This window comes from Bordetella bronchialis, from assembly GCF_001676705.1.
GTDB classification, from domain to species: domain Bacteria; phylum Pseudomonadota; class Gammaproteobacteria; order Burkholderiales; family Burkholderiaceae_B; genus Bordetella_C; species Bordetella_C bronchialis.
This window is the reverse complement of record NZ_CP016170.1, coordinates 2,494,726-2,520,981: the sequence shown is the minus strand read 5'-3', so window position 1 is coordinate 2,520,981 and position 26,256 is coordinate 2,494,726. Positions and strand designations below refer to the sequence as shown.

The window sequence follows — 26,256 nt, the reverse complement described above, 5'->3', positions numbered from 1 at the left end:
GGAATACGCCCATGAGCAAGAAAACCATCGCCATTCACGCGCCGGCCGCCCACCAGGGCGATGGCTGCTGCAACGGTCACCACACCCACGACGGCGCGGGCCGCGGGCACGAACACGGCCACGAACACGGCCACGCGCACTCGCACGCGCACGCGCACGCGCACGCGCAGAAGCACCAGCACGGGCACAACCACGAGCACGAGCACAAGCACGAGCACAAGCACAAGCACAAGCACGAGCACGAACACGAGCACGAACACGAACACGCGCACGGACATGGCGCCGGGACGGCGTGCTGCCACGGCGCTGCCGGGACGGCCGCATCGTCCGCGGCTGCGGAGCCTCCCATCGCGGTGGAAGCAGGCATGACCCTGACCCGCATCCGCATCGGCCAGATGGACTGCCCGACGGAAGAAGCCCTGCTGCGCAAGAAGCTGGGCGGGATGGAAGGCGTGCGCGATATGCACTTCGACCTGATGCGCCGCGTGCTGTCGGTGGTGCATGGCGAGGGCATGCAGGAGCAGGTGCTGGCCGGCGTGCGCGCGGTCGGCATGACGCCGGAGCTGCTGGCGGGCCAGGCCCCCGCGGCGGCGCCGGCCGTCGAGCGGCCGCGCTGGAAGCTGCTGGCCGCCGCCGGCGTCCTGGCCGCGCTGGCCGAGGCTGCGCATTTCGCCGGCCTGCCGGAAGCCGTCGCGGCCGTGCTGGCGGCGGCATCGGTGCTGGCCTGCGGCCTGAACACCTACCGCAAGGGCTGGATCGCCGTGCGCAACGGCAACTTGAACATCAATGCCTTGATGAGCATCGCGGTCACCGGCGCTGCGCTGATCGGACAGTGGCCGGAAGCCGCGATGGTGATGTTCCTGTTCAACGTCGCCGAACACATCGAGGCGCGCTCGCTCGACCGCGCGCGCAAGGCGGTACGCGGCCTGCTGGAACTGGCGCCGCCCAGCGCCACCCGGCGCGAACCGGACGGCACGTGGCGCGAAGTGCCGGCGGCCGAACTGGCCGCCGGCGATATCGTCCGGGTGCGGCCGGGCGAACGCATCGCGGCCGATGGCGTGGTGGTGGACGGCCGCTCCGCCGTGGACCAATCGGCCATCACGGGCGAAAGCCTGCCGGCGGACAAAGCGGCGGGCGATACCGTATATGCCGCCACCGTGAACGCCGAAGGCTCCTTCGACTACCGCGTCACGGCAGCCGCGCAGGACACCACGCTGGCGCGCATCATTCATGCGGTGGAGCAGGCTGCCGCGTCGCGGGCGCCCATGCAGCGCTTCATCGACCGCTTCTCGCGCGTCTATACGCCGACGGTCGTGGGCATCGCCCTGCTGGCGGCCTGCCTGCCGCCGCTGGCGTGGGGGCAGCCCTGGCATGAAGCCGTCTATCGCGCGCTGGCCCTGCTGATCATCGCCTGCCCCTGCGCGCTGGTCATCTCCACCCCCGTGAGCATCGTCAGCGGCCTGACGGCCGCCTCCCGCCGGGGCATCCTGGTCAAGGGCGGCGTCTATCTGGAGAACGGCCGCAAACTGCGCTGGCTGGCTTTCGACAAGACCGGCACCCTGACGCACGGCCAGCCCGCCCTGACCGATCTGATGGACATCGATGGCGATGGCGCGCCCCGCGCCGCGGCGCCGTCCGCGCCGGACGATGCGACGCGCCCCGCGGCGCCCTGGACAGGCGTGGCGCAAGACACCGTGCGCCTCGCCGCCAGCCTGGCGGCGCGGTCGGACCATCCCGTTTCGCGCGCCATCGCGCGCGACCTGGGGGAAACCGCGCTGCATGAGGTCGAGGACTTCAGCGCCCTGCCCGGCCGCGGCACGCGCGGGCGCATCGGCGGCAATCAATACCACATGGGCAATCGCCGCCTGCTGCGGGAACAGGGTTGGGAAACGCCGGCGCTGGCGCGGGCGCTGGACGCCCTGGAAGCCCAGGGCAAGACCGCCGTCGCGCTGTGCGGCGAGGACGGCGCGCGGGCGGTCGCGGCCGTGGCCGATACCGTGCGCCCCCACAGCCGCGCGGCGATCGATGCCTTGCACCGGCTCGGGGTGCGCACGCTGATGCTCAGCGGAGACAACGTCGCGGCGGTACGCGCCATCGCCGCGCAACTGGGCATCGACGACGCCCGCGGCGACCAGTTGCCCGAGGACAAGCTGGCCGCCCTGGAAACGCGCATGCGCGATGGCCTGGTGGGCATGGCGGGAGACGGCATCAACGACGCACCCGCGCTGGCGCGCGCGGATATCGGCTTCGCCATGGGCGCGGCGGGCACGGGCACGGCGATCGAAACCGCGGACGTTGCGCTGATGGACGACGACCCGCGCAAGATCGCCGAATTCGTGGAATTGTCCCGGGCCACCCATCGCGTGCTGGTGCAGAACATCGTGCTGGCGCTCGGCATCAAGGCCATCTTCCTGGTGCTGGCGCTGTCCGGCATGGCTACCTTGTGGATGGCTGTTTTCGCCGACGTGGGTACCAGCCTGCTGGTCGTGGCCAACGGCATGCGGCTCTTGCGCGCACGCGGGACCGGCGGCCGGACCGCGCGTGCACGGCGAACGAATGAAAGCGAGCCGTTACTAACGCGGCCGACCTCACAATAAAACGCCGCCTCCCGCCCCTGCGCGCGATACCGCGGCGATCCCGAAAGCGATGCCCCTTTTTCCCCGCGCGGTCCCGGCGGCCTGGAGCCCCGTGGCCCGCGCCGCACCGGCCTTCGCGCCCACCTTGCCCGCCCGGCCCCCCAACTGCCAAACAACGGCCGCCGCGGCTTTCGCGGCCTATCGCGAACCCGTGCCGCCCAGGCCGGTCCGCGCCGCCGATCCCGCCACGGCCCCGGCGTGCGCGGCCGTGGAAGCGGACCAACCCCGGCCAGGATCGCTGCTGGGCGCACGCATCGCCGGCGCGCGCGCCATCCTGCGGGAAGGCGCGGACGAAGAGGACGACGTGTTGCTGCTGGCGGCCAACGCCTTGCACCAAAAGGCGGTGGCGCATCCGGACGACGCCGACGCGCAGGCGGCATCGCTGACCCTGTGGCGCGCCGAGGCACAGGCCTGGGCCGCGGCCAACGGCGCCGCGCCCTCGCTGGACGAGGCCACGCGTTTGCAGGCCTACCTGGATCTGTGGAAGCTGGCGCTGGACCCGCCCGCGCCGCCGGCGTTCCTGACGCGGCGCGATGTCGCGCGGGAGTACTTGCTGGAGCGCGCCCGCACCGGCCAGTCCATCGCCATCGCGGCGACGCCCTCGATGCAAGCCGTGCCCGTGGAGGCGTTGGTCGACCATTACATGGAGACGCCGGAGGTCCGCGTCCGATACTACGGCCAGTTCGCCGACTATGTGAACGCGCATCTGGACCACTTCAGCAAGCTGAGCGCCATCGCCGATGCCGCCGCCGCGGGCGTGCACCGGCTGCGCCTAGAGGAAGTCCCCAGGCGGATGTGGCACATCAGCAGCCTGATCGCCTATCCCGCTGGCGCGCACAAACTGCCCTCCGGCGCATTGCTGGACACGCTGGGCAGATCGCTGGGTCCCAGCTACGTGGCCGAGATGGCCGACGGCGAATTCCTGCATATCGACGCCGGCGGAAAGGTCGCGCGGCTGGGCGGCACCGTCGCGAACGAGGCAGGCCAGCTGGATCCCGGCGCCCTCTTGAGAAGCCTGGGCCTGGTGGCGCCGCCGGCCTCGCCCGCACCCGCCGCGTCCGCGCCAGGTCCGCTTCCCGGCCATGCCGCGCCAGCGGACGCCGCCACGCCGGCGCGACCGCGCCCCGCCGCGGAATACATCGTCAACCATGCGCCTTGCGCGCCGGTGACGCTGCGCGCGCACATCGTCACGCTGCGGCGCGTCGCCGTGCTAGGCGCGATCCAGCAATGGAAGACCGACAACTATCTGCCCTCGCGCATGGAAACGGTGCTGCGGCTGATCGTGCCCTTCTACGCCTTCTACCACCAGATGAAGTGGGACCCCGGCTATGAACCGCAGCTCGGGGACGTCGCATGGGACGCGGCCGCGCTGGCGATCACGCTGGCCTTGATCGCGGTCACCGCCGGCGGCGGCAGCGCCGGCATCGCGGCGGCGCATATCTCGATGCGCGCCGTCGCGGCGCAAGGCGCCCGGGCCATGATGGCGGCGGGAATGCGCTCGCTATTGCAGCAGTTCCACCTGCGCGTCCTGTTGGTAAGCGGGGCGCGCGAACTTACCGATTTCGTGGTGCCGGTTTTTTCCGCGGCACGGCTATTGGGCAGCGCGGCGCGCGTCACGCCGCTGGCCGCGCGCGCCCTGAAAGGCGCCGCCCTGCGGGCAAATACCGCCCTGCGCACGGCCAACGCGCGCTTGTTGCTGGACGGCATTTACGAGCTGGTGGCGCGCGGCAACACGGCCCACCGCAATGTATCGGCCGCGACGATACGGCAGAGCCTGGAGGCCGCGGCCCGCCGGCCGGTGCCCATGCGCGTCTATCACCGCCAGGACAAGGGATCAAGCGGCACTATGCTGATGGCGACGATGGATCCGTACGCCTCGGCCGACGACATCCTGGCCGCCATCATCCGGCACGCCGCCTGTGGGGCCGGCCCGGGCCCGCTGCCGTCCTTGACCGGCGCCCGCGACGCATCGCCGGAATCGGCCCGCGCGGCGCCGGGCACGGGCGCCGCGGCGCCGCATGTCATTGCCATCGATACCACGGCAGCGCCCGGAAAATTCCGCAACCTGGAAGACATCCTGGTCAACGACGGCCCGCGGCTGGTGCAGGAAGGCAGGTTGCCCAGCGCGATCCTGCGGTCCGCCATCACGCAGGCGCTGGCGCGGAAAGACGAAAGGATCTTCTATATCGGCGGGCGCATTCCGGACGCGCTGATCCTGGGCCGGGATGCGGCGGCGAGCGCCGGCGCGCCGGCCGAGCCTTCCTGCTCGCGCACCTGCACGGCGGCCAGCGCCTCGCCCAGCGCCGCGGCGCCCGCGCCATCGAACAGCCCGTTCGCCCGTTCCAGTATCCGTTCCGCGGCTTCCGCGCCCACCGACGCGCCCGCCAGCGACAGGTATTTGCGTTCGATGTCCCTGCGCGGCATGGGGTTCTCCGGCATGCCCAGGGAATAATCCACGCGGCAGTCATGTGCCTGGCCGCCGCGCAGGACCAGCCTGACGCGCCCGCCATAGATGCCGGGATAGGCGCGGTCGATGTCCGGATCGATTTCGATCTCCACCCGGCGCGCCAGGGCGACCACGCGGGGGTCGACGATGCGGCCGGGCGTGAACTGCTCCAGATAGGCCTGGCCATCCATCAAGGCGACCGCGATGTTGTAGCGCAGGCTCATCTGCGCGTTCAGCACCGAATCGGCGCGATACTCGAAGCCCGTTTGCGTATTCACGACCGCCGGAATGCCGGCGACGATACGTTCGATATCGTCCACGTCGATACGGTGCTCGCGCAGCAGCCGCAGCGCGGCATCCACGCAGGCGTGGTTGCTGCCGCAGCAGGCGTGCGGCTTGAAGCAGGTGGCGTCCGTATGCCAGGTCGTTCCCAGGCCCTGCGCGATCATGCCGGGGCGGGGGCTATCGGACATGCCGAACAGGAAGCTGCCGTCCTCGGCCTCCAGGATGAAGCGCGGTCCCTCGTATCCCCGCGCCGCCAGCAGCGCGGCCGTCACGCCCGCTTCGGCCGACCGCCCGGGATGCATGCGCTTGCTCATGCCGCCGTCGGCGGTAAAGGCCCACAAGCCGGCCGATTGCGTGCCGGCCAGCCCCAGCGCGCTGGCCGTGGTGGAGGCATCCAGGCCCAGGATCACGCTGGCGGCCGCCGCGGCGGCGAAGGTGCCGGTGGTGCCGGTCAGGTGCCACCCTCGCATGCGGGTACGGCCGGGATTGGCCGCCTGGCTGACCCGGTTCATGGTCTCGTAGCCGGCAGCCATGGCCGTCATCAAGGTCGCCCCGTCCACGCGCTCGCGCTCGCCCAGCGCCAGCACGACCGGCAGCACGACGGCCCCGGGATGGATCTTGGCACGGCTGTGGTCGTCGAAGTCGAAGGCATGGATGGCGGTACCCGCCGCCAGCACGCTATTGCCGACGCTGACGCGCGCCTGCCCGCCCCATAGCGCGGCCTCGGCAGGGCCCTGCCGGTCGCGGGCGTACTCGCGCATGATGCGGCCCCAGGGCGTGGCGAGTCCGTACAGGCCGCAGCCCAGCCCGTCCACCAGCGCCTTGTCCAGCACCTCGCGCGTCGGCCCGGGGATCGCCGAGGGCCTGAGCCCGGCGATGAATTCCGCCAGTGCCATCGTGATGCCGCGATGCTCGCGCGCCAATGCCTTCCATGATTCCAGGTCGTCCATGGGTCTTCCTCCATTCTCTGGCTGTCGCCGCGGCCGCCCGCGGCGCACGGGTTCCGCGCGGAGCGCCTAGTCGGCCTTGGCGCCCGAGGCGCGCGCCACCTCGCCCCAGCGCACCAGCTCCGTCTTCATGAACTGCGCGAAGGCCTCCGGCGACGCCTGCGTGTACGGCTCGATGCCCAGCTTGGTCAGGCTGGCCTTGACCTCCGGCGACTGCACGGTACGCACCAGGGCCTGGTAGAGCTTGTCGACGATGGGCTTGGGGGTCTTGGCGGGCGCCATGACGGCGAACCAGTTGAAGGCCAGCACGGTGGGCAGGCCGCCTTCGGCCGACGTCGGCACGTCCTTCATGACATCCGCGCGGTGGGTGTTGGTGACCGCGATGGCGCGCAGCTTGCCTTCGTTCACCATCGTGTACAGCGCGGGCAGGTCCACGATAATGCCGTCGACGTGCCCGCCCACGGCGTCGGTGATGGCCGGGCCGGCGCCCTTGTAGGGCACGTGCACGATGCGCCCCTTGGAAGCGATCTTGAGCAACTCGATGGCCAGATGGGGCAGCCCGCCATTGCCCGAAGACGAGAAGGTCACGTCGCGCGTCTTCGACAGCGCCACCAGCTCGGGCAAGGTCTTGGCCGGGACCTTCGGATTGACGGCGATCAGTTCAGGCGTTTGCGCGACCGTGGTGATGCCGACCAGGTCCTTCAGCGGATCGAAGGGCATGTTGCTGTACGTATGCGGGCTGATCGCCAGGGGACTGGCGCTACCCAGCGTGATCGTGTAGCCGTCGGGCGCGGAACGCGCGACGTAATCGGTACCGATGATGGCATTGGCGCCCGGACGGTTCTCCACCACCACGCTGGCGCCGATGATTTCGCCGAGCTTGGGCGCGAGGATACGGGCCACGATATCGTTGGACCCGCCGGGGGGAAAGCCCACCACCAGGTGGATGGGCCGCGACGGGTAGTCGGGATCCTGCGCCGCGGCGGGCAAGGCGGCGGCGGCCATCGCGGTGGCGGCGATCAGGGTGGCCAGGGGCTTGAGCAATTGCAGCATGTCGGTCTCCTTTAGGTGGGCATCGCCCCCGTCGGCGATATCCGGCGGCCTATCGGGCAGCCGGCATCGCGGGAGGCGTTTCTTGTCTTCGTACGCCGCGCGGCGCTCAGCCGCCTGGCGCCAGCAGGCGCATCAGCGCCCCGACGTCGCGGCAGGCTTCGATATCCGCCACCTGTTCCGCCACCTGGGCCGCGCGCGCGCCGCCCAGCACCGGTGTCGCCAGGCTGTCGAACTTGGCGCGCAATTCGTCGTCGGACATGGGATTCTGGATCGAACCCTTGGGGTAATCCACCTGGGCGCGATAGGTCGTGCCGTCGTCCATCTCCAGCGTCATCAGGCAGGACACGCCGCGCGGCAGGCTTTCGTCGACGGTGATCCGCACCATCTCCGACAGCTTTTTCAGCACGGGCTCTTTCAGCCGCGCGTTGTTGTACTGCGGGAACAGGGCCTGGCCGTCGGTCAGCGCCACCGCCACCGAGTACGGCAGGCTGACCTGGGCCTCGTGGTACGTGACGGGCCGGGCGTTCTGGTGATACAGCGCCCAGTCCGGATGGCGGGCCATGCGGATGGCCTTGATGCGGTCCAGGTCGGGCGCGTGATTGCGGCGGATCTCCAGCGCGCAATCGATGGCGTTGTGGATGGGCCGTGCGCAGGAATACGGCTTGAATTCGATATCCAGCATGTAGGGCCGCGCCAGATCCTTGACGAGTTGGCCGGGGTCGTTGGCATCGGTGAATGCCTTCAGGAAGCCGCGCTCGCCTTCGAAGATGGTGGCCGCGCCGGTGAATCCCAGCTGCGCCATCAGCGAGGCGGTCACCCCGCTGCGCGAAGCGGGCCCGGGGTTGAAGCGCTTCTGCATGGACGGGCCGTACATCTCCATCAGGCCGCCGGATTGCGCGCCGGCCAGGCCCAGCGCGGACACCATCTGCTCGGCCGTGAGCCCGAGCAGGCAGGCCGACGCAATGGTCGCGCCGAAGATGCCGCAGGTCGGCGTGGTGTGGTAGCCGCGATTGCGCAGCGAGTTATTGGCCGCCTTGCTGACGCGCTCCATCATCTCGCAGCCGGCGGCCAGTGCGGAAAGCAGCGCCTTGCCGTCGGCTTTCTGGCGTTCGGCGGTGGCCAGCGCGGCGGAGAACACCGGCGGACTGAAGTGGAACAGGGCCAGCACGTCGATATCGTCCAACTCGACGCTGTGCGAGGAAATGGCGTTCGCGAAAGCCGCCTGCATGGCCGGCACACGGGTGCCCTCGCCGATCAGCGTGGACTCTTCATGGCCGCCGCTGGCTTGCGCGAAGCGGCGCGCCACCTCGCCGCTGCCGGTCTGGCTGCCGGCCACGGCCACGCCCAGATAGTCCAGCAGCAGCCGCTTCATCGCCTTGCGGTTGGCATCGGGCAGCGGCTTGCCGCCGAAGCCGGAGAAGTGATCGGCGAGTTGTTCTGAAAGCGTCTTGGACATGATCTTCCTGTTCGAAGGGTGATGAAGAAAGGGATGGGGACGGACGGGCGGCGCCAGGCCCGCTCACGCCGCCCTGCCCGGCTGGGCCAGCAAGGCGAGCAGCGGCCCGACGTCGTCCATGGTCTCCAGCGTGTCGCACATGCGCACCGCCTGGTCGATGTCCCGTGGCGCCAGGCAGGACGCCACCACATTGCGGAACTTGTATTCCACGTCTTCCGGGCGCAGGGGATTCTCCGGACTGCCGCGGCGGTTGAGGATTTGCTTGCTGAGCGTGCGGCCATCGCGCGTGCGCACCGCCACCGTGGCGGCGTGGCGAAAGGCCGGGCCCATGGCGTTGATGTCCGCGTCCGAACGGGCATGGATGCGGCGGATGAAATCCAGCAGGCGCGGATCGGCCAGGCGGTCCTCGCGGTACTGGCTGACGAAGGCCACGCCGTCGTGCGCGATGACGGCCAGGCCGTAGTACAGATTCATCTGCGCCGCGGTCACGCCCTGCGCCTTGTAGTCCCAGGCGCAGTGCACGAAGGTCATCTCGCTGACGCCGACATCCACGGATTCGATATCGTCCGGCGCCAGGCGGTTTTCCCGCATGATGTGCGCCAAGGCGTCCAGCGCCGAATGGATGCTGGTCACGCTGGCATGCGGCTTGTAGCCAACCTTGGCCGTTTCCCAGTCGCTGCCCAGGCCGTCGGTCAGCCGCGCCGCATTCGGCGAATCGGAATAGGCCGCCAGGTAGCCGCCGTAGCTGGCCTCCAGCACGTCGGTAATGCCGGTGAAATCGCGCGCCGCCAGTTGCGCCGAATACACGCCGCTTTGCGCGGCGCGGCCGGCATGGAAGCGCTTGACCATGGCGCCTTCCTGCGCCGCCATCAGCCCGCCCGCCTGCGAGCCGACGATACCCAGCGCATGCTGCATGCGGCCGGCGTCCAGCCCCAGGCTCTTGCCGGCGCAGGCCGCGCCGACGAACACGCCGGACGAGCCTTGCGGATGAAAGCCGCGGAAGAACAGCCCCATGGTGGCGGCGTTGCCGACGCGGATGCCGACCTCGTAGCCGGTGGCCATCGCCGCGATGAGATCGCGGCCGCTCCAGCCGCCGTCGCGTTCCGCATAGGCGGCGGCGATGGGCAGCGCGATGGACCCCGGGTGCAGGATCGATTCCTTGTGGATGTCGTCCAGCTCGAAGGCATGCCCGGCGGTGGCATTGACCAGCACGGCGTTGGCGACCGAGGTACGCCGGCCGGTGCCCATGATGGACGCGACGGGCGCGGCGCCCTCGTCCTCTACCATCTCGCCGACCTTGCGCGTCCACGGCAAGGTGGCGCCATACAGGCAGCAGGCGATGCTGTCCAGCGCGCTGGTCTTGATGCGCTGGACCACTTCGGCCGGCAGGTCCTCGTAGCGGATGGACGCCGCGAAAGCGGCCAGGTCGCGGGTGGCGTTCGCCAGCAAGGGCGGTTTGGAACTGCTCATGGGGAGGTTCTCCTGTCCTTCAATCGATATGGGTGCCCGATGCCGCGATCGCCTTCGCCCAGCTGGCCGCCTGTTGATCCAGGAAGGCCTTGGTCTGCCGGGGTCCCTCGTTGAGGATGCCGACGCCGGCGTTGCGCAGCTTCTCCTGCAGGTCGGGGGACTTCAGCGCCTGGTCGAACTTGGCGGCCAGCGTCTGCACGACCGGATCGGGCAGCTTGGCGGGACCGAGCAGCATGTACCAGGTGGTCACGGAATATCCCGTGACGCCCTCTTCCGCCAGCGTGGGAATTTCCGGCGCGATGGGCGAGCGCTTGCCACCCGTCTGGCCGAGCGCGCGCAGGCGGTTGTCGCGGATATACGGCAGGCTTTCGGAAATGGGCAGCATGGTCACGTCCACCCGCTTGCCCAGCATGTCGGCCATGGCCGCCCCGCCGCCCTTGTAGGGCACGTGCAGGTACTGCATGCCGGTCATGGATTTCAGCACCTCCATGGCCAGGTGCGAGGAACTGCCGTTGCCGGAGCTGGCGAAGCGGATCGCGTCGGGCTTCTGCTTGCTGGCGGCGACCAGTTCCTTGATGTTGTGGATAGGCAGGTCCGGACGCACCATCAGCACCAGCGGCGCCTCGCCCACCAGCGCAATGGGCTTGAAGTCGCTGAGCTTGTACTCGACCTTGCGGTACAGGCTGGGATTGATGGCGATGCCGGGCGTACTGAACAGCACCGTGTAGCCGTCCGCCGGCGCCGAGGCCGTGGCATCGAAGGCCAGGTTGCCGCCGGCGCCCGGCCGGTTCTCCACCACGAAGTTGAACCCCGAGAGCTCGCCCACCTTTTGCGTGACCAGGCGCGCGACGATGTCGGCGCTGCCGCCGGCCGGGAAGGCGACCAGGGTGCGGATGGGGCGGGACGGATAGGTATCCGCGTGGGCGGCGGGCGCCAGCGCCCACCCCAGCAGCGCGCAGGTCAACAGCGATCGTATCGGTTTCATGTGTTGTCTCCTTGGTGGTTCTTGTGACGGGGCGGGCGGTGGACGCGTCCCGCCCCTGCCCGCCGCGCTATTCCGACGGCGCGGTGTCCAGCCGCACCGCGATGTCGCGCAGTTCCTCCGACGCCGCCGGATAGCGCCGCATGACCTGCGGGTCATGGCCGGGCACGATGTGGGCGGGCGTATCCGCCAGGCGTTCCAGGGTGTCGTAGCCCTCCATGGCCTGGCCGACGTGAAAGACCGTGGTAAAGACCCGCCGCTTCTCGAAATGCTCGTAGAAGTGGCTGGTATCGGAGGCCAGCACCACCCAGCCGCGCCGCGTGTGCACGCGCACGCATTGCAGGCCGTGCGTATGGCCGCCCACGTGATGCACGCTCAGGCCCGGCGCCAGCGTCGCGTCGCCCGCATGGAAGACGACCCGATCCTTGTAGACCATGCGCACCATGCCGGTGACCTCCTCCACTTCGTAGCCGTGGTTGAACTGGCGATGACGCATGTGCCGCCCCGTGGCATAGGCCATCTCGGCATCCTGCAGGTGAAAGCGCGCGGACGCGAAGGTGTCGAAGGTACCGACATGGTCGTAGTGCAGGTGCGTGATGATGACCTCGGGTACCCGGGCCGCGTCCACGCCCAGCAGCGCCAGGCCCTCGGCCGGCGTGCGCAGCAGCGTGCGGCCGCGCTTGCGCGCCACCTCCGGCCCGAAGCCGGTATCGACGACGATTTCCCGGCCGTCGCCGCGCACCAGCCAGACGTAATAGTCCATGGGCATGGGCCCGTCGTGCGGATCGCCACCGACGAAATTGTTCTGCCGGCGTCCGTCGCGCGTGGCGTAGCGGATGGCGTAGACCTCGTATTCGGGCAGCGGGATGGAAGACTCGGGATATGTCGTGGTCATGGTTGTACGGCATGGGAGGTGGAAGAATGGCCGGCTGGAGCGTTCAGCAGCGCGGCAAGGCGGGCGGGCGTGTTCCCCCCGTCGTCCGCCTTATCCGCGTCCAGCGCCAGCACCGCGTCGCGGATGCGTGCCCGGCCCGCGCCATAGATGGGCGCGGCGACGGTATCGAACTTGCGCGCGATGTCCTCGCGCGACATGGGGTTCTCCGGCTCGCCCCTGGCATGGTCCAGCGCATGGCGCAGTTCGGTGCCATCGGTCAGCGTGACAGTCACCAGGGCGGGACGGCGGTCGGGATAGCCGGCGTCCAGGCCCGGATCCGCGCCGACCGTGGTCATGTCCATCAGCGCGCGTACCCGCTCGTCGGCCAGCATGGCCTGGGTATAGCGGCCGGGCGTCGCGTCGCCCGCCACCAGCATGACGGCAATGGAAAACGCGATGGAGAACTGCGCCTGGTCGGCATTGCGCGGGAGCTCGATGGCGGCCGCATAGGTGACGGTGTCGACCCGGGCGTCGATGCGCGCGATGCGCGCGGGGTCCACGCCTTGCAAGGCGGCCGCCGCCGCGTCGATGGGCGCATGGTTGCCGCGGCATCCGCCGTGCGCTTTCAGGTAGGTTTCGCCTATGCTCCAGCGCGCGCCCAGGTCCAGGCTCGCCGCCTGTGCGTCGGCGGCGCCGGCGAAGGCCGGCAAGAAGCCGGTTTCGAAAATATCGGCGGCGCCGGTCGCGCCCTGGGCGGCGTACAACGCCGCCAGCAAGCCGCCTTCGCTGCTGCGTCCGACTTGCAAGGGCTGGCTATCGGCGCTCTTCAGGGCCGCCTTCAGGCCCGCGCCATGGCTGCACGCGATCGCCACGGCGTGGGCGGCCTGGCGCGGTTCCAGTTCCAGCAGCGTGGCCGCCGCCGCGGCCGTGGCGGGCGCCGCCAGGATCGCCGTGCTCTGGAAGCCGCGCCGCACGGTCGCGGGGTAGATGGCGCGGCCCAGGCGCAGGAAGACTTCGTAGCCGTTGGCGATGGCGGCCACCAGCAGCCGCCCCGAAGCGCCGCGCGCGGCGGCCAGGGTCATCGCCGCCGGAATCACCGCCGAGGACGGATGCCCGCCGGTAAAACGCGAGCCGTCCTCGAAATACGTGGAGTGCGACACCGCGCTATTGACGATGACCGCGTCGCGCAGCCCGCGCCCCTGCGACGTACCCCAGACGCCGCAGGCGCCCTGCTCCGGCAGCAGGCGCAGCAGTCCTTCGTGGTTGCCCGCCAGCACGCCGCTGCAGGCGGCGGCCAGTACATCCAGCACGCGCAGCTTGACCGCATCGGCCACGTCCGCGGGCAGCGTCTCATGGCGCGAGCGGGCAATGAAGCGGCCCAGCCGCGCGGCAAGCATATCGGCGTTATCCAGGGCCATGGTGCTGCCTCAATCCATCTTCAGGCCGATGGCATCGATCACCGCGCGCCATTTCCCCACTTCCGCCCGGACCTTGGCATTGGCGTCGGCCGGGCTGTCGCCGATGACTTCCGCGCCCTGCTCCGCGAAGAAAGCCTGGATGTCGGGCGACTTCAGCGCCGCGACGACGTCGGCGTTGAGCTTGGCGACGACGGCCGGCGGGGTGCCGGCCGGCACGAACAAGCCGTACCAGGTATCGGCCTCGTAGCCCTTCAGGCCGCTTTCCGATAGCGTCGGAAGATCGCGCAGCATGCCGGGGCGCGTCGCGCTGGTGGACGCCAGCCCGACCAGTTTGCCGGACTTGATATACGGCAGCACCACGGGCGCGTTGGCGATCATCATCTGCACCTGGCCGCCCAGCAGGTCCGTCATGGCCGGCGCGCTGCCTTTGTAGGGCACGTGCGTGATCGAAACACCGGCCATGCTTTTGAAGATCTCCGCCGCCAGGTGCGGCGGGGTGCCGTTGCCCGGCGTGGCGTAGTTCAAGGCTCCGGGGCTGGCCTTGGCCATGGCGATCAGTTCCGCCACCGAACGCGCGGGCACGCCCGGATTCAGCACCAGCACGTTGGGCGTATTCGCCACCAGCGTGATCGCGGTGAAATCGCGCGTCGCGTCATAGGAAAGGTTGCGATACAGGCTCTGGTTGATGGCGTGCGTGCCCACCGTGCCCAGGACCAGGGTGTAGCCGTCGGCCGGCGCGCGCGCGGCGGCTTCCGTGCCGATATTGCCGCCCGCGCCGGCGCGGTTCTCGATGACCACGGGCTGCTTCCATCTTTCCCCCAGCTTCTGGGCCAGGGGGCGCGCCAGGATATCGGTGCCGCCGCCCGGTGGAAACGGCACGATCAGCTTCACCGGCCGGTCGGGAAAATTCGCCGCGGCCCGCGCCGCGTCGTCCGCGGAAGCGGCTGCCACGACCGGCAAGCCGGCGCCGGCCAGCAGCGCCGCGGCGAGAACCCGCCGCACCGCGCCGCCCCGCCATCCTTTCGGCCGCGCCCCGGCGCCGCGCGGCCTGTCCTGCCGCGCCGTGGCGTCGGGCGTGCAACCGCCCATCATGCCGTCGTTCCGCGCGGAAACACCGCTCGCCGGCCTGCCGTTTCCTTCCATGTTTGCCTTCCCCTTCATGTTGTTGTCCATTGCTCGCGCTCCCTCGGTCCGCGCCACCGTGGCCCGCCATGCCCGTCGCGGTTCACGCTTCCACCTTCCTGCGCAGGTCCGCGCCGGCGCGCGGGCGCCTGGCATGCGCATCGACACTCACGGCCACCATCCAGGCATCGCGCAGCGCCGCCAGGAAGTCGCCCGGCACATTGCAATCGCCGATGCGGGCATGGGGAATCCCGCTGGCCTCGACCGCGGGCAGCACGTCCAGGTTGGGACGCGGGCCGGTCGCGAACACCAGCATGTCGCCGGCGGGAATGCGCCGTGGCGCCGCGTCGCCCTCCTGTATCTCCAGCGTCCCGCCTTCCGCCTTCAGGATGCGGCAGCGCGTCAGCAGGGCCACGCCGTCGGCCGCCAGGCGCTCGACCAATTCGAATCTGTTGTTGCGCGCCATGCCGGTGGCGATACCCGCCTGCAGCTCCAGCACCGTGACGCGAGCGCCGCGCACACGCAGCGCGTCGGCCGTCTCCGCCCCCACCATGCCGCCGCCGACGATGGTGACGTGCATCCCCGCCGTTACCGCATCCAGATCCGCCAGTACATCCCAGGCATGCCGCACCCGCACGCCGGGGGCCAGCGCGCCCACATCCAGCGGCGGCGCAGCGGGCCGGGAACCGGTGGCCACGACGATGTAGTCCGGCGCACAGGCGCGGATGGCGCGTTCGTCCGCCCTCATCCCCGTCCGCACCGGGACGCCCAGGCGCTGCACCGTCCGCCAGCGATAGCTCCAGACCGGCTCTACTTCCTGTTTGTCCGGAGAGGCCGTGGCCAGCGGCATCTGGCCGCCCGGGCGATCCCGGGTCTCCCAAATTTCCACCGTATGTCCGCGGCCCTTCAGGACACGCGCGGCCTCGATGCCCGCCACGCCAGCGCCCAGCACCAGCACCCGCGCGCGCGGTCCCGGCGGCGGCGCGAAGAGCTGGGGCTCGGCGTATTCCAGCCGCTCGAACTCCGTACCCATCATGGGGTTCTGCACACAGGCGACGTCCTTCTCCAGCGTCAGCCGCTCGAAGCAGACATTGCAGGCGATACAGGCGCGTATGGGCGCGTCGACCTGGCCGAAGGCCTTCGCGGCCCAGTGCGGGTCCGCGTACAGCGCGCGGCCGATGGAAACGAAATCGGCGGCGCCGCTGGCCAGTACGCGTTCGGCGTCCTCCGGCTGCACCATGCGGCCGGCCACGAAGACCGGAATCCCCACGGCCTGCTTGATGGGCCGCGCCGCATCGGCCAGGCAGCCGCGCGGGAAAGACGGCGGCTGGATACAGAATTTGGACAGCTGCGGGCTTTCGTTGCTGCCGCCGGACAGGTCTATCGCGTCGGCCCCGGCGCGCTCCACGGCCCGCGCCAGCGCGATGATGTCGTTCTGGCCATACCCGCCCTCTGCGAACTCGCTCGCGCTCAGGCGGATCACCAGCCGCAGCTCCGGCAATGCGTCGCGCATGCGGCCCATGGTTTCCAGCAGGAAGCGCATGCGGTTGTCCAGCGACCCGCCATAGGCGTCGTCGCGGCGATTGATGCGGGGACTGAAAAACTGCTGGAACAGATATCCATTGGCGGCGTGGATCTCCACGCCGTCATAGCCGGCCAGCCACAGGCGCCGGGCGGCCGCCACGAAAAGCTTCTGGATATCGGCGATTTCCGTCGTCGACAATGGACGCACCGTATCGCCGGTGTTGGGATTGGCCCAGGGCGACGGGCCGACGGGCTCCATGTTCAGCACGGACCGGCGCAACAGCGCCCCCCGATGGTTGAGCTGGCCGAATACCGCGCAGCCATGGCGCTTGATGGCCTCTACGATGCTGGCCAGCCCGGGAATGAAGCGGTCGTGGTAGCAGCACAGCGAGTTGTTGTGCGGACGTGCCTGCTCGGTCACGACCATGGCCTCGGTCATGATCATGCCGACGCCGCCGCGGGCGCGCTCCTCGTAGTATTGCTTGTCCCGTTCGGTGGACAGGCCATCCGTGGTGCTGTAGTTGGTGCCCATGGGGGCCATCGCCACACGGTTCTTCAGGCGCAATCCGCCTACCAGCCCGGGCTGTTGCAGCAGCATCGGCTTGTCTCCTTGTCGGCTTCGAATCGATCGCTTCAGCGGCGCGGCGCTTCGTGCAGGCGCGCCACGATGCCCTCCAGGCCCGGCCCGGCGGCCGGATAGCGCGCCATGACCAGCGGGTCGTGTCCCGGCACCACGTGTTCGGGCGATGCCGCCAATTCCTTCAGGCGCCGGTAACCCTGCAGTACGTCGCCGACGCTGTAGACCAGGGGAAATACGCGATCCTGTTCGAAGTGCTCGTAGTAATGGCTGGCGTCCGAGGCCAGCACCACCCAGCCGCGCGCCGTATGGACGCGCACGGCCTGCAGGCCGGCGGTGTGGCCGCCTATCGCGTGCACACCGATGCCCGGCGCGATCTCGGCGTCGCCATCGTGAAAAACCACCCGGTCGCCATAGACCAGGCGCACCATGCCGCACACATGATCGGGCTCGTACGCGCGATTCAATAGGCCGCAGCACATATGTCTACCGGTCGCGAAGGCCATCTCGCCATCCTGCAAATGGAAGCGTGCGTTCGGATAGTCGCCCAGCGTGCCGGCGTGGTCGTTGTGCAAATGGGTGATGACGATGTCGCGGATATCGCGGGCCTGGATGCCCAGCAGCTCCAGCGCCGCGGCGGGGTGGCGCAACAGCTGGCGGTGGCGCTTGTCCGCCATGTCCTGCGCGAAACCGGTATCCACCAGCACGAGGCGCGAGGCACCGCGGATGACCCAGACGTAGTAGTCCATCGGCATGGGCGCGTCATGCGGGTCGCCTCCCAGGAAGTTCGCCGTGCGCCGCGCGGCGCGCGTTGCGTACTTCAGGGCGTACACCTCGTAGGCGGGCGGGCTGGCGGCGTGCCGGGAAGCGTCCCGGCCCGCGGACGTACCGGTGGCGATCGGCGGCTGCGGCATTGAATGCAAGTCTCCATGCGGCGCGCCCCGCCGCGCGGCGGGCGCCGCACCGGTGGAATGCGCTCTTGTCATGCAGAGCAGTCTAATTTCCGCCGCCAGGCCGATCAATTGGCTAGAATGACAAACACTGATGAACTGGATTCATGAATAAGCCGGCACGCCGATGCGCTCGCCGGGGCGCTTCCGGGTGCCCTTGCCATGGCGGCCGGCCCAGGGGACAAGCATGGAGAACCTGAACGCCCTGCGCGTATTCGCCCGGGTCGCCGAAACGCGCAGCTTCACCGACGCGGCCAAGCATCTAGGCCTGACTTCCTCGGCGGTGAGCAAGGCCATTACGCGCCTGGAACAGGAACTGGGGCTGCGCCTGCTGCACCGGACCACGCGCTCGGTCGGGCTGACGAACGACGGCGCCAGCTTCTTCGAACGCTGCCAGCAGATCCTGGCTGACGTGCGGGACGCGGAAAACTCCTTGAACCGTTCCCGGGCCGCGCCGCACGGACGCTTGCGCGTGCATATGCCGGTGGGCTTCGGGCGCCGCGTCATCGTCCCGCACCTGAGCGGATTCATCGAACGCTATCCCGACCTGGTGCTCGACGCCGAGCTGAGCGACCGCATGGTGGACCTGGCCTACGAAGGCATAGACGTCGCGGTGCACATCGGCGAGCTGGCCGACGCGCGCCTGATCGCCCGCCGCCTGTGCAACCTGCGCTTCGTCGCCTGCGCGGCGCCGGAATACCTGGCACGGCACGGCGAGCCCGCCACGCCGGACGAGCTGGACCGCCATCATTGCCTGGCCTATGTACTGATGCACACCGGCCGCTACCGCGAGTGGCAGTTCATCAAGAATGGCCGCACGTTCGGCAAGACCGTGTCCGGGCGACTGAACATCAACAATGCCGAATCGCTGCTGGAAGCCGCCACGGCCGGCCTGGGCGTGGCGATGATCAGCAACTTCATCGCCGCCGACGCCTTGCGCGACGGCCGGCTGCGCGCCGTCCTGACCGACTACGTCGCCCTGGGCCCGCAGGTGTCGGCGGTGTACCTGCCCAGCAAGAATATGTCGCCCAAGGTGCGCGCTTTCGTCGATTTCCTGATCGACCTGATCGCCAGCAATCCGCACTGGGACGAAGCCGGCGGGCTGCCCTATCGGCAGCCCACATAGCTCGCTATACTGCCCGACGGCCCGCCATCCCGGAACGCCCACACTTGTCCACGCAGAGACCTACCCCCGCCCTGCCGAAGTCCCGCGCCGCGCGCGCGCAGAAAAACGGATACACGCAAAAGGACGTCGCCCGCGAAGCCGGCGTATCGCAAAGCGCCGTATCCCGCGTGTTCGCCGGCCGCGGGTATGTCGCCGCGGAAGTCCGCCAGCAGATCGAAAAGGCGGCGCGCAAGCTTGGCTACCTGCCGGACATGGCGGCGCGCTCGCTGGTCAAGGGCCGCTCCAACATCGTGGCGGTGGTCACCAGCAATATCACCCACCCTTTCGTGCCGCAGATGCTGGAAAAAATGACCCTGGCCATCCAGCAGCGCGGACAGGAAGTGCTGCTGCTGAACTCGCCGCCAGGCCAGGACATCGACCGCCAGCTGCCGCTGGCCCTGCGCTACCGGGTCAAGGGCATCCTGATCGCCAACGTCAGCATCGGCGCGCGCGCCGCGCGGCAGGTGCGGCAAAGCGGCACGCCCATCGTCATGGTCAACCGCTATGTCGAGGAAAAAGCCGTGCATGGCGTCTCCTGCGACAACGCCCATGGCAGCCGGCTGGTGGCCCAGGGTTTCATTGCCGCGGGCAAGCGGCGCATCGCGTATATCGGCGGCCTGCCCGACTCGCCCACCAATGTCGTCCGCCGGGAAGCTTTCCTGCAGGCCCTGCGCGAACAAGGCCGGGCGCCGGACGTCGTGCTGGAAGGCGCTTTCAGCCATGCATGGGGCTACGAGGCGGCCGGCCTGCTGTGCCGGCGGCGGTCGCCGGTGGATGCGGTGTTCTGCGGCGACGACATGGTGGCCATCGGCATGCTGGACGGCTACCGCGGCATGCCCGGCGGGCTGGGCGCGGCGCCGGCCATCGTGGGCTTCGACGACATTCCCAATGCCAGCTGGCCGCCCTACATGCTGACCACGTACAGCAACCCCCTGGACCGCATGATCGCCGTGGCGCTGGACCTGCTGGACCGGCCGGCGGACCAGGCGCCCGTGCGCGAAGTGCTGCAAGGCGAGCTGGTACGGCGGGCGTCTTTCTAGCGTTAACAGGCCCTAGCGTCCTTCCACCCGCACCCGCGGGTCCAGCACGTCGCGCAAGCCGTCGCCGATAAGATTCAGTCCCAGCACCGTCATGCCCAGGACCAGCCCCGGGAACAGGCAGATCCACGGCGCATCCGGAATGAAATCGCGGCCGTCGGCGATGATGTTGCCCCAGGTCGGGGTGGGCGGCGGCGGGCCGACGCCGATGAAGCTGAGCACCGCTTCGGCCAATATCGAGATCGCGAAGATAAAAGTCATCTGCACGATCAGCGGCGCTAGGCTGTTGGCGGCGATGTGGCGGACCAGGATGCGCAAGTGCCCCGCGCCCGCCACCTTGGCGGCCTGCACGAATTCCATCTGCGATAGCACCAGCGCGGCCGCCCGCATGATCCGCGCGGTGCGCGGCGTATAGGTGATCACCAGGGCGATCACCACGTTCATCTCGGAAGGCCCCAGCACCGAGGACAGCGCGATCGCCAGCAGGATGCCGGGAAAGGCCATCAGCGCGTCCATCACGCGCATGATGGGGTTTTCCAGGCGCCGGAAGTAGCCCGCGCACAAGCCGATGACAGTGCCCGCCAGCCCGGTGAACAGGGTCACGAAGAACCCGATGCGCAGCGACACCCGGCTGCCGTACAGCATGCGGCTGAACACATCGCGTCCGAAACTGTCGGTACCCATCCAGTGCGCGGCATTGGGCGCCCCCAGGCGGTAGCGGTAGTCGTTCACCACCGGGGAATACGGCGCCAGCCAGCCGGCCAGCAGCGACATCAGCACGATGACCGTCAACAGCACCAGGCCGGTCATGAACAGGCGGTGGCCGCGCAGGCGGGCCAGCATGCGCGAGGACGCCACGCGGCGCCACCGGCCCGGCACGGCGTCGGCCTTGCCGGCGGTCATTTCAGCGGCCATAGCGCACCCTGGGATCGAAAACGGCGTAGAGCAGGTCGACGACAAGATTCACCAGCACCATCGCGCAGGCGATCATCAGCAGGCCGCCCTGGATCACCGGCAGATCGCGGCGCTGGATCGCGCCGATGACCAGGCGGCCCACGCCGGGAATGGAAAACACCGATTCCACGATCACCGCGCCGCCGATCAGGATGCCCACATTCACGCCTATCACGGTCAGCGTCGGCACGGCGATGTTGATCAGGGCGTGCCGGCCGATCACGCTGCGCGGCGGCGCCCCCTTGGCCCGCGCGGTACGGATGTAGTCCTGGCTCAATACTTCCAGCATGCTGGAGCGCGTCATGCGCGCCAGCAGGCCCAGTTGCGTGGCGGCCAGCGCCGCCGCCGGCAGGAACATGCTGTGCAGCCAGCCCAGCGGGCTTTGCGTGAACGGCACATAGCCGCCCGTCGGAAACCAGCCCAGCTGCACGGAAAAAAGATAGATGCCCACCAAGCCCAGCCAGAAGTCGGGCAGCGACAGCCCCAGCATCGCCAGCGACATCGACAGCTGGTCCACCCAGGTATTGCGGCGCACGGCGGCCAATACGCCGGCGCTCATGCCCACGGCCACCGTCATCAGCAAAGCCAGCAAGGTCAGGGACGCCGTTACCGGCAGCCGCTCGAGTATGGCTTCGGTCACGCCGCGATTCAGCAGCAGCGAACGGCCCAGGTCGCCATGCAGCACATTGACGTACCAGCGCCAGGCTTGCACGTAGGCCGGCTGGTCCAGGCCCAGCTCGGTGCGCAGGCGCGCCAGCTCCTGCGTGCTGGCGCCCGGCCCGGCCAGTTCCGCCGCGGCGTCGCCCGGCACCAGCCAGATCAGGCTCAGGGTCAACAGCGACACCAGCACCAGCACCGGAATGGCGCTCAGCAAGCGGCGCAGCAGATACATCAACATGCGAGACTCCCGGCGCGGGGCCGCGGCGCGCGGGGCGCCCGGCCTGCCCGCGCTTCACGCTTATTCGTACCAGACGTCCCACATGCGCGGCACGCGGTGCGGCACGAAATTCTTCAGGTTGGAGCGCGCCGCTTCCAGCACGCCGATGTCGCCCACCTTGATCGCGTACACCTGCTCATACACGATCTGCTGGATGGTGGCGAAGGCCGCCTTGCGGTCGGCGAAATCCGGCGCGCTGTTCAGCTTGGCGACCGCGGCCTCCAGGCCGGCGTCCTTGTGATGCTGCCAGTTCTGGTCGCCGGTGAACAGTACCGCCACGCCGTTCGGTCCCTCGTACGGCTCGATGCCGACCATGATGGGGAACAGGTTCCAGCCCGTGGGTTTTTCGCGGGCGGCCAGCGTCGTGGGCCAGTCGGCGATGCGCAGCTTGACGTTCATGCCTATGGCCTGCAGCTGCTGCGTGGCGATGACGGCGGTGTCGTTATGGTTCTTGAAGCCGTTGTCGGCGATGAAGGTGATTTCCTCGCCCTTGTAGCCGGATTCCTTCAGCAGCTTCCTGGCCAGGTCCAGGTTGTGCTGGTTGTACAGGCTTTTGCCCACATCCCCCGCGTAATACGGCGTGCCGGGATGCTGCCAGCCGTGCGTCATGCGGTACAGGCCATCGGTGGAGATCGCCATGATCTCCTCGTCGTCCAGCGCGGCCTGGATGGCCTGGCGCACCTTCAGGTTGTCGGTGGGCGGCGCGCCGGCGTTCAGGATGATGGTCTGGAAGGCCCAGGGCATCATTTCGTAGATCTTGATATTGCTGTCGTTCTTCAGGCGCTTGGCGGCGGTGGGAGAGATGGCCTCCAGCACCTGCACTTCATTGGTCTGCAGCGCCGATTCGCGGGCGCCGGCCTCCGGCATGAAGCGGAAGGTGACCGTATCGAAATACGCCGTCTTGCGTCCGCCCAGGCCGTCGCGCCCCTTGTAGTTGGGGTTGGCGGAATAGGCGTCGAAGCGCTTGAGCTTGACGTAGCTGTCGGGCTTGTACTCGACCAGCTGGAAAGGCCCCGTGCCGATCACATTGATCTGGTTCGGCCCCTTGGCGGCCTCTTCGGCCGGATAGATGGCCACGGGCGCGCGCGGCGATCCCAGGAATTCGATGAAGCCCTGGAAGGGCTTCTTCATGAAAATCCTGATCGTATAGTCGTCGACGATGTCGATATGGTCGACCAGCGACATATTCTGGGCGCTGCCGCCATAGCGGGCGTAGCGCTCCAGCGACGCCTTGACGTCGGCCGCCTTCATTTCCTTCATATTGTGGAACAGGACGCCCTTGCGCAGCTTGATTTCGTACGACAGGCTGTCCGGGGCCGCGGTATAGCTTTCCGCGAGCTCGGGTATGGTCTCGCCCTTGTCGTTGCGGGCGAACAGCGCCTCGTAAATGTGCAGGTTGATATTGCGGGCGGCCTGGGCGAAGGTAATCTGGGCATCCAGGCTGGGCGGCTGCGCCTGCTGCGCCACGACCACGTCGCCACCGCGCTTTTGCGCCTGCGCCGGCGCCGCGGCCAGCGCGAATACCGTCATGCATGCCGCCGCCAGCACGCCGGCGGACGGAAAAAATCGCTTCATGGTTGCTTCCCCTTGACTAGTCTGTGGTCCTCGACGCACCGGCGCGCCCCTGCGGGCCTTCACATGGCGTAATCCGGTTCCTGCTTGTCCAGCATGCGGCGCCAGGCATCCAGGTGCAGGCGCGCGTCGAAACGCTCGCCCCACGGGCCGTTGTAGCGGTCGCGCAACTCGTCGCCGATGTGCTTGAGCTTCATGCCGGTGTTCATTGCCGTCATCTGGTACATGCAGGTGCGCTCGGCGATATAGAGCTCGTCGAAGGCCTCGGCCACGCTCGGGCCGACCACCGTGACGCCGTGGTTCTTCATGATCAGGATGGTGCGGTCGCCCAGGACGCCGGCGATGCGGTCGCCTTCCTCGTCCCACAGGACGACGCCGTTGTGGATTTCGTCGTAGGCCACGCGGTCGTACAGCATGGCGCTGTTCTGGTGCACCAGTTCCAGCCTGCCCTCTTCCAGCATGGACAGCGCGGTCAGGTATTGCGGATGGACATGCAGGATGCAGCGCGCCTGAGGATGCTTCAGGTGCAGGCGCGCGTGGATGTGAAAGGCCACCTTGCGCAGCTCGCCATCGCCGCGCACCACATTGCCTTGCAGGTCGCAGACGATCAGGTTGCTGGCCGTGATCTCGCTGTAGTGATACCCACGTGCGTTGATCAGGAACAGATTGTCGCTGCCGGGCAGCATCATGCTGCAGTGGTTGGCGATCTGTTCATTCATCCCCAGGCGGTTCATCGCCCGGAACATCGCCGCCATGTCGCAGCGGATCTGCCATTCGCCCTCGATCATGCCGGCCGCCTGCGGCGGCGCGGCGTGCGTGCTTGCACTCATTTCGTGTATTTCCCCGGTCCGCGGGCGAGAGCCCCTGGATGTGACTACGTATGCACATCATGGTAGGAGCGCCCGGTGCCCGTCGTCAACGGGAAAGAGCGGGCTTGCGGGTTTTACCTAGGGGTCACTGTTTGGTGAAGAAGTCGACCAGGGCGTCCACCAGCGGACCGGGCGCCTCCACCGGCATGGTATGGCCACCAGGCAGCTCGACGTAGCGTCCGTCCAGGCTACGCGCCAAGGCCTGGCCTTCGGTCGCCGTCGTGATCAAGTCCTCGCTGCCCGATATCACCAGCGCGGGAGACCGCCACTGCGGGGTCACCCCCATGCCAAAGCTTTCCAGGGCCCGCAGCTGTCTCTCCTGGTCGGCCAGCGATTGGGGGGCCGGATGGTCCCGCAGGGCGGCAAGGAATGCCTCGCGGTTTGCCGGGTCCGCCAGCCATCGCTCGCCCGCGAACCACGGCAGCGCTGCGTCGACCAGCAGACTTAGGTCCGCGCCCGCCTTGCGTAGCGCAAACAAGGTGTTCAAGGCCAGCCGGGTGGTGGTGCTGAAGGCGGGTGTCGAGTTGACGAAAGCGCAGGGTCCGCACGCTTGCGGGAATCGTGCCAGCATGGTCTGGACGACGGCGCCACCCATGGACTGCCCCACCAGGCACGGCCGCGACCATCCCTGATGCCGAATGAGGGCGGCCGTGTCCGCGGCCATGGTTTCCATGGTGAAAGGCCGGCCGGCGTCGCGGGTCCGGCCCACCGCCCGGTTGTCGAATACCAGGACCGCGTAACGCTCGGCCAGCGCTGGGACGACGGCGTCCCAGAACGTGTGATCGCAGGTATAGCCGGCGACGAGCACCACAGGCTCGCCGCTGCCATGGACTTCGTAGTACATCCGCAGCTCGCCGATGCGCGCAATTGCCATAAAAGGGATCTCCTTGTGTCCAGACCGCGCCCCGACGGCGGCGTCCCGCCTTCGCCGGGAGAACAGGAGTAGGTTTCATATCACGGGCGGTGTGCCGGCACGTAGTAACTTCCCGTGTGCGGGATTATCCGTCGCCTTTGCGCGGCACGCAGGGATATCCGCGCGCGCTTGTGCCGCCCGTTCAGCGCTCGTTCAACGGTGCAGGCACTGTCCCCGACGCTTCCGCCAACGCCCACTCGTGAAAGGCCCGCATGCCCGGCGTCAATGCACGCGAGCGCAGCCACACCAGCCAATAGCCGCCCAGGCTGACCTCTGTCTGAAAGGGACGCACCAGCGTGCCGCGGCGTAACTCACTGGCGAACATGCAGGGCGGAGCCAGCGCGACGCCCGCTCCCTGTACGGCCGCCTCCACCATCAGGCGCGAGGAATCGAAGACCGGCCCGCTCAGCGTCCAGGGTTCCAGCCCCGCCGCCGCGAACCACAGGCTCCATTCATCGGCCCGGTAGGAACGCAGCAAGGTCTCGCGCGTAAGGTCGCCGGGCGTGGAAAGGCGTTGCGCCACCGCCGGCGCGCACAGGACGGTCAACGGCGCGTCCAGCAACAGCGTGCCTTCCGTGCCGGGCCATCCGCCCGCGCCGAAGCGCACGGCGAAGTCCAGGCCCTCCGCGGCCAGGTCCACCAGGTTGTTGTGCGTCAACAGACGCAATTCCACGAAGGGATGCATATCGCGGAATCGCTTCAGGCGGGGCAGCAGCCAGCCCACCGCGAAGGTGCCCACCACGCCGACGGTCAGCACTTCGCGCAGGCGTCCGCCATCGAACTGCTTGATGACGGCCTCGATCCGGTTGAAGGCGTCGCTCAGCACGGGCAACAGGGCCCGTCCTTCGTCGGTCAGCGCCAGGCCGCGCGGTACCCGCTTGAACAAGCGGGTGGCCAGGCGCTCCTCCAGCATGCGCACCTGCTGGCTGACCGCTGCCTGCGTAACGCTCAGCTCATTGGCCGCCAGCGTGAAACTCAGGTGGCGCGCCGAGGCTTCGAAAGCGCGCAGTGCATTCAACGGCAAGTGTGGCCGCACGGGAACTCCGGCATAAGTTTTTCTATCGAATGG

General features: G+C 68.7%; 19 protein-coding genes. 3 read left to right on the top strand and 16 right to left on the bottom strand.

Annotated features, from left to right (window positions below):
* Positions 1-11 precede the first annotated feature (11 nt).
* Positions 12-2,597 carry a heavy metal translocating P-type ATPase gene (locus tag BAU06_RS11115; RefSeq protein WP_066348850.1) on the top strand — a complete coding sequence of 862 codons (2,586 nt, stop codon included), beginning with the start codon at positions 12-14 and terminating at the stop codon, positions 2,595-2,597.
* Positions 2,598-4,817: 2,220 nt separating this feature from the next.
* Here BAU06_RS11115 and BAU06_RS26170 read toward each other — a convergent pair.
* From BAU06_RS26170 to BAU06_RS11065, 10 genes are all read right to left on the bottom strand, one after another.
* A complete protein-coding gene (locus BAU06_RS26170) occupies positions 4,818-6,317 on the bottom strand; it encodes an MmgE/PrpD family protein (protein ID WP_082988150.1) in 1,500 nt (499 codons plus the stop codon).
* 66 nt (positions 6,318-6,383) lie between these two features.
* Positions 6,384-7,367: a Bug family tripartite tricarboxylate transporter substrate binding protein gene (locus tag BAU06_RS11105; protein WP_066348846.1), complete on the bottom strand. Its 984-nt coding sequence runs from the start codon at positions 7,365-7,367 to the stop codon at positions 6,384-6,386.
* Positions 7,368-7,473: 106 nt separating this feature from the next.
* The gene (locus BAU06_RS11100) at positions 7,474-8,823 is read right to left on the bottom strand and encodes an MmgE/PrpD family protein (protein WP_066348840.1); all 1,350 of its coding nucleotides are present in this window, start codon (positions 8,821-8,823) and stop codon (positions 7,474-7,476) included.
* Positions 8,824-8,886: 63 nt separating this feature from the next.
* Positions 8,887-10,293 (bottom strand): MmgE/PrpD family protein, encoded by a 1,407-nt coding sequence (locus tag BAU06_RS11095; protein WP_066348836.1) that lies wholly within the window; start codon positions 10,291-10,293, stop codon positions 8,887-8,889.
* Between the two features lie 19 nt (positions 10,294-10,312).
* Positions 10,313-11,278, bottom strand: coding sequence for a Bug family tripartite tricarboxylate transporter substrate binding protein (locus BAU06_RS11090; RefSeq protein ID WP_066348828.1), 966 nt, complete (start codon positions 11,276-11,278; stop codon positions 10,313-10,315).
* Between the two features lie 67 nt (positions 11,279-11,345).
* Positions 11,346-12,170, bottom strand: a complete 825-nt coding sequence (locus tag BAU06_RS11085; protein ID WP_066348826.1) for an N-acyl homoserine lactonase family protein — start codon at positions 12,168-12,170, stop codon at positions 11,346-11,348.
* Positions 12,167-13,567, bottom strand: coding sequence for an MmgE/PrpD family protein (locus BAU06_RS11080; protein ID WP_066348809.1), 1,401 nt, complete (start codon positions 13,565-13,567; stop codon positions 12,167-12,169). The genes BAU06_RS11085 and BAU06_RS11080 overlap by 4 nt, the downstream gene beginning before the upstream one ends.
* A 9-nt stretch (positions 13,568-13,576) precedes the next feature.
* Positions 13,577-14,728, bottom strand: a complete 1,152-nt coding sequence (locus BAU06_RS11075) for a tripartite tricarboxylate transporter substrate binding protein (protein WP_231934048.1) — start codon at positions 14,726-14,728, stop codon at positions 13,577-13,579.
* Positions 14,729-14,792: 64 nt separating this feature from the next.
* Positions 14,793-16,811, bottom strand: coding sequence for an NAD(P)/FAD-dependent oxidoreductase (locus BAU06_RS11070; RefSeq protein ID WP_066348802.1), 2,019 nt, complete (start codon positions 16,809-16,811; stop codon positions 14,793-14,795).
* A 35-nt stretch (positions 16,812-16,846) separates the two neighbouring features.
* Positions 16,847-17,704, bottom strand: coding sequence for an N-acyl homoserine lactonase family protein (locus BAU06_RS11065; RefSeq protein WP_066348801.1), 858 nt, complete (start codon positions 17,702-17,704; stop codon positions 16,847-16,849).
* A gap of 223 nt (positions 17,705-17,927) precedes the next feature.
* Here BAU06_RS11065 and BAU06_RS11060 point away from each other — a divergent pair, with 223 nt between their 5' ends.
* Together BAU06_RS11060 and BAU06_RS11055 are read left to right on the top strand one after the other, a co-directional pair.
* A complete protein-coding gene (locus BAU06_RS11060) occupies positions 17,928-18,866 on the top strand; it encodes a LysR family transcriptional regulator (RefSeq protein WP_066348798.1) in 939 nt (312 codons plus the stop codon).
* Between the two features lie 44 nt (positions 18,867-18,910).
* A complete protein-coding gene (locus BAU06_RS11055; RefSeq protein WP_066348790.1) occupies positions 18,911-19,945 on the top strand; it encodes a LacI family DNA-binding transcriptional regulator in 1,035 nt (344 codons plus the stop codon).
* Positions 19,946-19,957: 12 nt separating this feature from the next.
* Here the strand turns inward: BAU06_RS11055 and BAU06_RS11050 are convergent, their stop codons facing one another.
* From BAU06_RS11050 to BAU06_RS11025, 6 genes are all read right to left on the bottom strand, one after another.
* The gene (locus BAU06_RS11050) at positions 19,958-20,857 is read right to left on the bottom strand and encodes an ABC transporter permease (protein WP_066348775.1); all 900 of its coding nucleotides are present in this window, start codon (positions 20,855-20,857) and stop codon (positions 19,958-19,960) included.
* On the bottom strand, positions 20,847-21,794 hold the full coding sequence (locus tag BAU06_RS11045; protein WP_066348772.1) for an ABC transporter permease: 948 nt from the start codon (positions 21,792-21,794) through the stop codon (positions 20,847-20,849). The genes BAU06_RS11050 and BAU06_RS11045 overlap by 11 nt, the downstream gene beginning before the upstream one ends.
* Before the next feature lie 60 nt (positions 21,795-21,854).
* Positions 21,855-23,408 carry an ABC transporter substrate-binding protein gene (locus BAU06_RS11040; protein ID WP_066348763.1) on the bottom strand — a complete coding sequence of 518 codons (1,554 nt, stop codon included), beginning with the start codon at positions 23,406-23,408 and terminating at the stop codon, positions 21,855-21,857.
* A 59-nt stretch (positions 23,409-23,467) separates the two neighbouring features.
* On the bottom strand, positions 23,468-24,235 hold the full coding sequence (locus BAU06_RS11035) for a class II aldolase/adducin family protein (protein WP_066348758.1): 768 nt from the start codon (positions 24,233-24,235) through the stop codon (positions 23,468-23,470).
* Between the two features lie 124 nt (positions 24,236-24,359).
* Positions 24,360-25,148, bottom strand: a complete 789-nt coding sequence (locus BAU06_RS11030; protein ID WP_066348755.1) for an alpha/beta fold hydrolase — start codon at positions 25,146-25,148, stop codon at positions 24,360-24,362.
* Positions 25,149-25,329: 181 nt separating this feature from the next.
* Positions 25,330-26,223, bottom strand: coding sequence for a LysR family transcriptional regulator (locus tag BAU06_RS11025; RefSeq protein WP_066348731.1), 894 nt, complete (start codon positions 26,221-26,223; stop codon positions 25,330-25,332).
* Positions 26,224-26,256: the final 33 nt, after the last annotated feature.